Annotated in this window: 8 protein-coding genes; 7 read left to right on the forward strand and 1 reads right to left on the reverse strand. The window is 73.2% G+C overall.

What is annotated here, in order from left to right; genetic code table 11:
- Window positions 1-159 precede the first annotated feature (159 nt).
- From edd to E1284_RS33630, 5 genes are all read left to right on the forward strand, one after another.
- Complete coding sequence (gene edd / locus E1284_RS33610; protein WP_131944193.1) at window positions 160-1971, forward strand: phosphogluconate dehydratase; 1812 nt, start codon at window positions 160-162, stop codon at window positions 1969-1971.
- A gap of 94 nt (window positions 1972-2065) precedes the next feature.
- Complete coding sequence (gene glk / locus E1284_RS33615; RefSeq protein WP_131944194.1) at window positions 2066-3031, forward strand: glucokinase; 966 nt, start codon at window positions 2066-2068, stop codon at window positions 3029-3031.
- Window positions 3028-3648, forward strand: coding sequence for a bifunctional 4-hydroxy-2-oxoglutarate aldolase/2-dehydro-3-deoxy-phosphogluconate aldolase (locus E1284_RS33620; RefSeq protein WP_131944195.1), 621 nt, complete (start codon window positions 3028-3030; stop codon window positions 3646-3648). Before glk ends, E1284_RS33620 begins: the two co-directional genes overlap by 4 nt.
- 187 nt (window positions 3649-3835) lie before the next feature.
- Window positions 3836-4219, forward strand: coding sequence for a PPOX class F420-dependent oxidoreductase (locus E1284_RS33625; protein ID WP_131944196.1), 384 nt, complete (start codon window positions 3836-3838; stop codon window positions 4217-4219).
- Between the two features lie 457 nt (window positions 4220-4676).
- A complete protein-coding gene (locus tag E1284_RS33630; RefSeq protein ID WP_207924099.1) occupies window positions 4677-5606 on the forward strand; it encodes a LysR family transcriptional regulator in 930 nt (309 codons plus the stop codon).
- 133 nt (window positions 5607-5739) lie between these two features.
- Here the strand turns inward: E1284_RS33630 and E1284_RS33635 are convergent, their stop codons facing one another.
- Window positions 5740-8274: an ABC transporter permease gene (locus E1284_RS33635; protein WP_165965528.1), complete on the reverse strand. Its 2535-nt coding sequence runs from the start codon at window positions 8272-8274 to the stop codon at window positions 5740-5742.
- Between the two features lie 128 nt (window positions 8275-8402).
- Here E1284_RS33635 and E1284_RS33640 point away from each other — a divergent pair, with 128 nt between their 5' ends.
- Window positions 8403-9692 carry a sensor histidine kinase gene (locus E1284_RS33640; protein ID WP_207924100.1) on the forward strand — a complete coding sequence of 430 codons (1290 nt, stop codon included), beginning with the start codon at window positions 8403-8405 and terminating at the stop codon, window positions 9690-9692.
- 73 nt (window positions 9693-9765) lie between these two features.
- Window positions 9766-10455 carry a response regulator gene (locus E1284_RS33645; protein ID WP_131944198.1) on the forward strand — a complete coding sequence of 230 codons (690 nt, stop codon included), beginning with the start codon at window positions 9766-9768 and terminating at the stop codon, window positions 10453-10455.
- Window positions 10456-10553: the final 98 nt, after the last annotated feature.

A 10553-nucleotide genomic window follows, 5' to 3' on the forward strand; every position in this document is an offset into this window, starting at 1 on the left:
GGCGGGGCATCAGACCAGTCAAGCATGGCCCTGTTCGGAGCGTCCAGTTGGCGCAAGATACAAACTTTTGTCATCTGAAATTCATAAGTGGGGTTGAAGAGATGACCTATGTCTCGGTAGCTTGCTGATCGAGAGATCCCCCCTGGTCTGGAGCGTTCTATGGCCGTACATCCCGTGCTGGAGGCAGTGACCCGGCGCGTCGCCGAGCGGAGCGCCGGAACGCGCGGCGCCTACCTGAGCCGGATCCGGGACGCCCGGACGGAGGGCCCGGTGCGCACCGGCATGGGCTGCGCGAACCTCGCGCACGGCTTCGCGGCGTGCGGCGTCCAGGACAAGCTGTGGCTCAGGGGCGACGTCACGCCGAACATCGCGATCGTGTCGTCCTACAACGACATGCTCTCGGCGCATCAGCCGCTCCAGGACTACCCGGACATCCTGAAGGGCGCGATCCGGTCGGCCGGCGGGACGGCGCAGTTCGCCGGGGGCGTCCCCGCGATGTGCGACGGCATCACGCAGGGCCGCGCCGGCATGGAGATGTCGCTGTTCAGCCGGGACGTCATCGCGATGGCGACGGCCGTGGCGCTGTCCCACGACATGTTCGACGGCGCGCTGCTGCTGGGCGTCTGCGACAAGATCGTCCCCGGGCTGGTGATCGGGGCGCTGTCGTTCGGGCACCTGCCGGTGATCCTGGTGCCGGCCGGGCCGATGGCGTCCGGGCTGCCCAACGGCGAGAAGGCGAAGGTCCGCAAGCGGTTCGCGGCCGGGGAGATCGGGCGCGACGAGCTCCTCGCCGCCGAGGCCGCGTCCTACCACTCGCCCGGCACCTGCACCTTCTACGGGACGGCCAACTCCAACCAGATGCTCATGGAGGTCATGGGCCTGCACCTGCCGGGCGCCAGCTTCGTCCCGCCGGGCACGAAGCTGCGGGACGCGCTGACCGAGGCGGCCGGGCGCCGCATCCTGAAGCTGACGGACCTGGCGGACGACTACACGCCGATCGGCGAGCTGCTGGACGAGCGCGCGTTCGTGAACGGCGTCGTCGCCCTGCTCGCCACGGGCGGCTCGACGAACCACACCCTGCACCTGGTCGCCATGGCCGCGGCGGCGGGCATCGAGCTGACCTGGGACGACTTCGACGAGCTGTCCACGGTGACGCCGCTGCTCACCCGCCTCTACCCGAACGGCACCGCCGACGTGAACCACTTCCACGCGGCGGGCGGCACCGCGTTCCTCATCGGCGAGCTGATCGACGCCGGACTCCTGCACCCGGACGCGCGGACGGTCGGCGGCGCCACCCTCGACGACTACCGGAAGGTCCCCGAATTCGTCGACGGCAAGGCCGAATGGCGGCACACCGTCGGCGAGTCGGGCGACACGAGCGTCCTGCGCCCGGTCGCGGAGCCGTTCGACACGCACGGCGGCCTGCGCACCCTGCGCGGGAACCTCGGACGCGCGGTCATCAAGGTGTCCGCGGTGAAGCCGGAGCACCGGGTGATCGAGGCGCCCGCCCGCGTGTTCGACTCGCAGGAGCGGCTCCAGGAGGCGTTCGCCGCCGGGGAGCTGGACCGGGACGTCGTCGCCGTCGTCCGCAACCAGGGCCCCCGCGCGAACGGAATGCCGGAACTGCACCGGCTCACCCCGCCGCTGTCGGTCCTGCAGGACCGCGGCCACCGCGTCGCGCTGGTCACGGATGGTCGTATGTCGGGCGCCTCCGGGGCGGTGCCCGCCGCGATCCACGTGTCACCGGAGGCGGCGGCGGGCGGGCCGCTCGCCCGCGTCCGGGACGGGGACGTCGTCCGCCTCGACGCCGGTGCCGGCGTCCTGGAGGTCCTCGTCCCGGACGAGGAGTTCGCGGCGCGCGAGCCCGCCGTCCACGCGCCCGGGCAGACCTACGGCACGGGCCGCGAACTCTTCCAGACCTTCCGCAACGCGGTGGGCCCGGCCGAGCGCGGCGCCGGAGTGTTCGCATGAGCGGGGCGAACCGGCGGGCGAGTTCCCCGCAGGAGGCGGGCATGAGCGCGGCCGGCCGCGGGACGTGGCGGGCACCTCTCGGCGGGAGGAGCGCATGAGCGGGGTGTGGCTGGTCGCCGACGTCGGCGGGACGAACGCCCGGTTCGCGCTGGTGGACGGCCCGGACGGCGTCCCGTCCGAGGTCAGGTCGCTCCCCACCCGCGATCATCCCGGCCTCGCCGAGGCCGCCGCCGCGTATGTGGACGCGGTCGGCGTGCGTCCGTCCGCGGCATGCCTCGCCGTGGCGGGCCCGGTCGCCGACGGGACCTACCACCTGACCAACGCGGGCTGGCCGAAGGGCACGCTCGACGCGGTGCGCGCCCACCTCCGCCTGCCGCACCTCGACATCATCAACGACTTCGAGGCCCTGGCCTACGCCCTCCCGCGCCTCGGCGCGGACGATCTGATCCTCATCGGCGACCGGGCCCCGGCCGCCGATGCGCCCCTCGCGGTGGTCGGCCCCGGCACGGGTCTCGGCGTCGCGGGGCTCATCCCGACGCCGTCCGGCTGGGTGCCGGTGCCCGGCGAGGGCGGGCAGGTCGACGTCCCGGCGGCGACCGACCGGGAGATCGAGGTGACACGTCTCCTGCGGGCCGAGAAGGGCGCCGCGACCGCCGAGTATCTGCTCTCCGGCGCCGGCCTGGCCCGCATCCACCGGTACCTCGGCACGCTCGACGGCGATCCCGGCGAGGAGCTCACGGCGCGGCAGATCAGCGAACGCCGCGACGACCCGCGCTGCGACGAGGCCCTGCACATGTTCTGCGGGCTGCTCGGGTCGCTCGCCGGCAACGCCGCCCTCACGCTCGGCGCCCGCGGCGGCGTCTACCTCGGCGGCGGGATCCTGCCGCGCATCGCGGACGTCCTGCGGGACAGCTCGTTCCGTGCCCGCTTCGAGGGGAAGCCTCCCGTCGAGGACTACATGCGCGCCATCCCGACCGCCCTCATCGTCCACCCCGGCCCGGCCCTGGTCGGCGCCGCCGTCCGGCTCGCGCAGAGCCTGCCCGACATGGAGCCCGCATGATCGCCGAAGACCTGTTCGACCTCGCGCCCGTCATCCCCGTGGTCGTGCTGGACGACGCGGAGGCCGCCGTCCCGCTCGCCCGCGCCCTCGTCGAGGGCGGGCTCCCGGTGATCGAGGTGACGCTGCGCACCCCGTCCGCGCTGGAGGCGATCACCCGGATCGCCGCCGAGGTCCCGGACGCGGTGATCGGCGCCGGGACGATCGTCCGCCCCGAGGACGCGGAACGCTCCGCCGCCGCCGGCGCCAGGTTCCTGGTCAGCCCCGGCTGCACGCCCCGGCTCCAGGCGGCGATGGTCGCGACCGGACTCCCGTTCCTGCCGGGCGCCGCCACCGCGTCGGAGGTGATCGCGCTGCTGGAGGGCGGGCTCACGGCGATGAAGTTCTTCCCCGCCGAGGCCGCCGGCGGCACCGCCTACCTGAAGTCGCTCGCCGGCCCGCTGCCGCAGGTCCGGTTCTGCCCGACCGGCGGAGTCGGCCCGGGGAACGCCGCCGACTACCTCGCGCTGCCGAACGTCGGCTGCGTCGGCGGCTCCTGGCTGACCCCGGCCGACGCCGTCCGCAACGGCGACTGGAACCACATCCGCAAACTGGCCACCGAAGCCGCCACCCTACGCTGACCCCCAGCGAGGAACGCCCCCGGCCGCGGACACAAACCTGGGCCGACCTCCCGGCCGCGGACACATGCCAGGGCGACCTCCCGCCGCGGACACATGCCCGAGAAGGCCACCCGGGAATGGACACGCCTCCTCAGCGGCCGGCCTGCGGTGATGTCACGTCCTGGGGCGGGTATCCCGTCTTCTGGATATGAACACGACATCGACGCTCGAGAGACTGAAGCAGCAGCGGACGGTCCTGCTGACCTCCTACCGGAAGGACGGAACGCCGGTCGGGACGCCGGTCAACGTCGTCGTGCGCGGCGACCACGCCTACTTCCGCACCTACGACAAGGCGTTCAAGACGAAGCGGCTGGCGCGCAACCCCGAGGTGGAACTCGCCCCGAGCACCTTCCGGGGCAAGGTCACCGGCCCGGCGGTGCACGGCCGCGTCCGCCTGCTCACCGAGGACGAATCACAGCCGATCCGCCGACTACTGGCCCGCAAACACCCGCTCCTGCAGGGCTTCGCAGTGCCACTCGCCCACAAACTGAAGCACTACCGAACCCTCCACTACGAGGTAACCCTCAACTAACCGACCGCCCGCCCCCGCCCGGCACGCCCCGGGCAAAGTGCCGTGCGCTCCGAGGTGCGCTGCGGTGCGAGATGCTGCGCGTGCGGTAGGAGGTGCGCTGGGGTGCGGTGGGCGAGTCCGCGGGGTTGATGATCAGGTCGTTCCTGGAGGGCCTGCTCGGCGCGCCGGCCCGGTCCGCTTGCATTTGCTCGATGCGGCGGTCGGCGGGCTGCGGTGCAGGATCGTCAACGTTGGCTGGTGCCGTGGGGGCAGGGGCCGGCCGTCAGGCGCCGAGACCCCGCGTGAGGTATGAGGTCCATGCGGAGCCGCCCGCAGGAGCAGCGGGTCCAGACGACGATGCCCTCGCTGGTGAGATGCTGGGAGACAAGCGTGCTCTCGTTCATGCTCAGCAGTCTGCAACCGGACGACTATTGCGGTCCATTTCAGATTTCCGCACCGAATCGTGCAATATGTTTACATGATCGATCTGCGGCGGCTGCACATGCTCCGGCTCGTCCACCAGCAGGGGACGGTCACGGCGGCGGCGGAGGCGCTGCATCTCACGCCGTCGGCGGTGTCCCACCAGCTGCGCGAGCTGGCGCGGGAGTTGAAGGTGCCGCTCCTGGAGCCGCAGGGCCGCAAGGTCAGGCTGACACCGGCCGCGCAGGTGCTGATCGAGCACGCCGACGGGCTGCTGGCCAAGTGGGAGGAGACCCTCGCCGACCTCGAGTCGCACCGCGCCGGGGCCGCCGGGCCGCTGCGCATGTGCGGGTTCACGACGGCGGTCGGCGGGCTCGTCGCGCCGGCCGCGGGCATCCTGCTGCGGGACGACCCGGACCTCCGCGTCGAGGTTCGCGAATGCGACACTGATGTGGCCATGGGGCTTCTCGCCGCAGGGGAGACCGACATCGCGGTCATCGAGCCCACCCCCGATGCGCCGCCGCCCGGCGACCCGCGCTTCGACCGCGAGCCGCTGCTGGAGGAGGCGTACGACCTCATCGTCCCGGCCGGGCATCCGCTCGCGCGCCGCACCGGCGTTCGGCTGGAGGACGCGGCCGACGAGACCTGGATCAGCGTCGAGCCCGAGGTCTGCGCCCACCATCAGCAGGTGCTGGCGTACTGCGGCGCCGCCGGGTTCACCCCCCGGTTCGCCCATCACGCCATCAGCTGGTCGGTGATCTGGGCGCTCGTCGCCAACGGTCTCGGAGTCTCGCTCGTGCCGCGGCTGGCCGGCGGGCCGTCCGACCAGCCGGTCACCCGGGTTCCGCTGACCGGTGACGGTGTCCCGAAGCGCCGCGTACTGACCTGCGTACGGCGCGGCAGTCGCAACAACCCGCTGATAGCGCGTGGCCTCCAAGCCCTTCAGACGGCCGTCCCCGCCCGCTGCACCTCCGACATGGCGGCCTGACCTCGAACTACCCCCGGGACGCGAGGCTGGACGCCGGCGACTTCATGCGCTTCGGCCGCGTCCATTCACTCGGGATGTGATCGCTCGGCGGGCTCGGCGGCGTCCATGACCGGGTTGGCGGGGTGCGGGGTGGTTACTGGGATGTGATCGCTTGTAGGGCGTTCATTCGGGCGGCGCGGTGGGCGGGCCATACGGCGGCGATGACGCCGATCAGTGCGCCTGCGGCCACGCATATCGCCAGCCGGCCGTAGGGGATGGCGAGCACCTCCATGCCGCTGTCCCCTGCCGCCATCGCGTGTTGGACGATGATGCCCAGCAGGATTCCGGTGGCCACGCCCAGCACCGCGCCGAACAGCGAGACGACCACCGCCTCGTAGCGGATCATCCGGCGGAGTTGGCGGCGCTGCATGCCGACGGCGCGGAGCAGGCCGATCTCCCGGGTCCGCTCGGTCACCGCGAGCGCGAGCGTGTTCACGATGCCGAGGGCGGCGACGATCACGGACAGCACCAGCAGCCCGAGGACGAGGTTGAGGAACAGGTTGATGTCCCCCGCGGCGTCGGCCTTGATATGGGCTCGGTCTTTCAGCCGGAGGTTGGGCCAGGGGGCGAGCGCCGCCTCCAGTGCGTCCCCGGACGCGGTCGTCACGTTGATCTCGATGCGGTCGATGGGCGCATTCGGGTCGTGCGTGCGGTAGCCGGCCCAGTTGATGATCATGCTGGGCGCGGACGGGGTGATGGACGGACGGTCGGCGTAGATCCCCGCGACGCGGAATGTTCGCTTGGCTCGGTCCTGGTACTGGCCCGTGACCGTGCTCCCGACCGTCCAGCCTTCGGCCCGCGCGACGCTGCGGCCGACCAGCAACTCGTCGCCGCGGGGGGACGAGGAGCCCGACTCGAGCGGCAGGCGGAAATGGTTCAGCAGTTCGCCCGGCTTGCCGGCCGCGGCCGTCCGCACAGAGCCGTCCAGCTCGAACCGTGCCGTACGGATCGGGATCGCGGAGCGGACGCCTTGGACCTCCGCCATCGCCCGCACGGCGTCCGGCGCCACGGGCGTGATCTGGCTGCGCCCCGTGACCTGGTAGTCGGCGGTGAGGTCCGCATCGAACCGCCGGTCAACCGATGCCGCCATGGACTGGACGATCACCGACACCGTCGCGATCAGCGCCAGCCCGATGACGAGCGCGGACGCGGTCGCCGCCGTCCGCCGGGGATCGCGCAGCGCGTTCCGCCCGCCCATCCGGCCCGCGCTTCCGCCGAACCGCGCGAACGGCCAGGCCAGCAGCCGGATCGCCGGACCGCTCAGCACCGGTGACACCACGATCACCCCGACGAAGAGCGTCAGCGCACCGGCGCCGGTCGCGGCCAGTTCGTCCGATACGAGACCGGTCGTGACCAGGCCGCCGCCCGCAGCGAACGCGATGCCGGCGCCCACGATGCGGTGTCGCAGCGGCCGACGGGAGGCGGCTTCCTCGCGGAGCGCGGCCACGGGCGGGATCCGCGATGCCCGCTGGGCCGGGATGAACGCGGCGGCGAGCGTGACGAGCGTCCCCACCGCGAACGACGCGATCACCGCCTGCGCGGACACCACCGGCGTCCCGAAGGGCAGCACCTCACCGTTCGTGACGACCGTCAACAGCCGGTACAGCCCGAGCGCGACGCCCGCGCCGACCGCGAGGCCGATGGCCGATCCGGTCAGCCCGACCCCGGCCGCCTCGCCGAGGACCGAGCGCGTCACCTGCCCGCGCGACGCCCCGACCGAGCGCAGCAGCGCCAGCTCCCTGACCCGGCCGCTCACCAGCATCGCGAACGTGTTGAAGATGATGAACGAGCCGACGAACACCGCGATGACGGCGAAGACCAGCAGGAACCTCCGGATCAGGTTGAGGGCCGCTTTCACCGGTGCCGCCCGCTCGTCGACGGCCTGCCGTCCGGTGATCGCTTCGAGCCCGGGTGGCAGCGCCGTCGCGACCGCGTCCCTGAGCCGTTGCTGCGACACGCCCTCGTCCGCGTGCACGACGATCCGTGCGTAGGTCCCCGGCCGGTCGGAGAGGAGGCGCTGCGCGGTGCTCGGTGCGAACGCCGTCATGGAGAGCTGGCCGCTCAATGCCGAGTCGCCGACCTCGAACAGTCCCGTCAGCCGGAACGTCCGGGTGCCCGACAGCAGCGCGACCGTGACCCGGTCGCCGATCCGGTGGCCGGCGTCGCGGGCGGTGGCGACGTCGATCGCGATCTCGTCCGGGGCGGACGGTGGACGGCCCGACGTCAGGCGCGGCAGCGACAGGTCGGGGTCGCCGTCCCAGGCGACGCCCGTCTGCGGCTCCGCGCCGACGATCTGGCCGTACCGGTCGACGACGGCGGCGAACCCGCTGACCTCCCCGTGCGCCTTCGCCACGCCGTCCACCCCCTGGACGGCCGTCAGCGCCGAAGCCGGGACGGGACGTTCCCCCGCCCGTTCGCCCAGCCCCGGCTCGAACGCCCGCTGCGAGCGGACGATCACGTCCGTGCCCCGGCCGAGGTCGGCGAAGGCGCGGTCGAACGAGCGGTCCAGCGTGGCGGAGAAGATCAGCGTGCCGGCGACGAACGCGACCCCCGCGACCACCGCGACCAGTGACATCAGCAGGCGGGCGCGGTGCGCGGCGAGGCCCCGGAGCGCGAGCTTGAGCATCATGCCGCCGATTCCAGCCGGACGGGACGGCCCGCGACAGCGCGGAAGGTCGTGACCGCCCCCTACGAACGGCGCGGGAACACGACTTTCGTAGGGGTGGCGGCGCCCCCCGGGCTGCGTACGGTGGTGATGTGCGCCCGCCATCGCCGCTTCCCGCCCTCGCGCGGCTCCTTCCCGCCGGACGGCCCCGAGACCTGGCCGCCGACGTCGTCGTCGTGCTGTCCGGGGCGGCGTTCACCTCGTCCACCATCGCGGGTCCGGACACGATCGTCCGCTGGCGCGGCGGCGCGATGCCGGTGCTGCTCCTCCTGCCCGTCCTCGCCCTGCTGTTCCGCCGCCGCGCTCCGCTCACGGTCGGCTGGATCACCGCCGGGGTGGCCGTCCTCGTCTGGCTCGTCGAACTGGCCGCACCCGGGACGCTGCTGCGGACGGACGCCGACCACAGCCTCGGCCCGGCCGTCTGGTGGCCGCCCACGGCGCCGCTCGCCGCGTACGCGGTGACGGCGTTCCCCCACGACGGCGGTCGGCGGGTCTGGATGCGCGGGCTGCCCATCGCCGCACTGCTCCTGCCCATCGGGTTCCTCGGCGACGTGCTCCCCGACTCCGCCATGCGGCCCTTCACGGCCGCGGAGACCGGCAGCGTCGACGCGATGGTCTTCCGCAGCGTCGGCGTGGTCGCCGGCGGGGCGTTGCTCGGCATGTACGCGGCCGCACGCCGTCGCGTCGTGCACGGGCTTGCCGAGCGGGCCGAGCGGGCCGAGCGGGAACAGCACCTGCTGGCCGAGCAGGCCCGCGCGGAGGAGCGCGCCCGGCTCGCCGCCGAGATGCACGATGTCGTCGCGCACCGGGTGACGCTGATGGTGCTGCAGGCGGGGGCGCTGCGCGTCCGGGCGCCGGACGAGCCCACCCGCGCAGCGGCCGAGGAGCTGCGCGGCACCGGCTGCCAGGCCCTCGATGAGCTCCGCGACGTGATCGGCCTGCTCCGCCGCGGCCCCGGTGATGGCCCCGCGGAACCGCTGCCCGACCTGTCCGCCCTGGTCGCCGAGTCGACGACGGCCGGTGTCCCGGTGGAGTTGGCGGTGCGCGGCGATCCGCCGTCCGCATCGCCCGCCGTGGGACGCACGGCGTACCGGGTCGTCCAGGAGGCGCTGACGAACGCGCGCAAGCACGCGCCCGGCGCCGCCGTCAACGTGGACGTCCACTACCGCGCCGACAGCGTCGAGCTGAGCATCCGCAACGCCGCCCCCACCCGCGAGCCGGACGCCGAACTGGCCGCCAGCGGCTCCGGCGCGGGCCTCGCCGGGCTGCGTGAACGCGTCGAGCTGATCGGCGGCACGTTCACCGCCGGCCCGCATCGGGACGGTTTCCGCGTGGCGGCGTCCCTGCCCGCCTACGTGCCGGTCATGGGGCCCGCCTCATGAGCATCGGGAGGTCCGGGAGGCGTCCCCGGCACGGGCAGCGGCGGCCCAGCGGACGAAGGAGTGCGCGCCGACCATGAACACCGGCGGGGCGGAGGGGGCCACTCCCGGCAGGAGAACCCAGATCACGGTGCTGCTCGTCGATGACGAGCCGATGGTGTGCGCGCACCTGCGCACGATCCTCGGCGCGGCCGACGACCTCCAGGTGGTGGCGGAGGCGCACGACGGGGCCGCCGGGGTGGAGGCCGTCGTCCGGTACCGCCCGCACGTCGTTCTCATGGACCTGCGGATGCCGGGCGTCGACGGCCTCGCCGCCATCGAGCGGATCGCCGCGCTGCGCTCCCCGCCCGCCGTCGTCGCGCTGACCACGTTCGACGCCGACGAGTACGTGATCCGTGCACTCCGCGCCGGCGCAGTCGGCTTCCTGCTGAAGTCGACGCCGCCCGAAGACCTGGCACGACTGGTGCGGGTCGCCGCCGACGGGCACACGGTGATGTCGGCCGCCGCGACCATGCGCCTGGTCGGCACCGCGACCGGCCGCGCGTCCGACCGAGACCGGACGCGCACACTCCTCGGCGGCCTCACCGAACGGGAGACACAGGTGCTCGCCTCCCTGGGCGAGGGCCTGTCCAACGCGCAGATAGCCCGCCGCCTCCACCTCAGCGAGGCGACCGTCAAGGGCCACGTCTCCCGCCTTCTGGACAAACTCGGCTGCGCCAACCGCACCCAGGCCGGCCTCATAGCCCGAGACGCCAACCTGCACTGACCCGCGCCGACGACCAGCCCGACCAGAAGCGACCTCGACAGGCCCCTGCCCCGCACCTCGACAGGCGCCCCGTCCCGCTCTTCGACAGGCCCCTGCCC

This window comes from Actinomadura bangladeshensis, assembly GCF_004348335.1.
Lineage (GTDB): Bacteria > Actinomycetota > Actinomycetes > Streptosporangiales > Streptosporangiaceae > Spirillospora > Spirillospora bangladeshensis.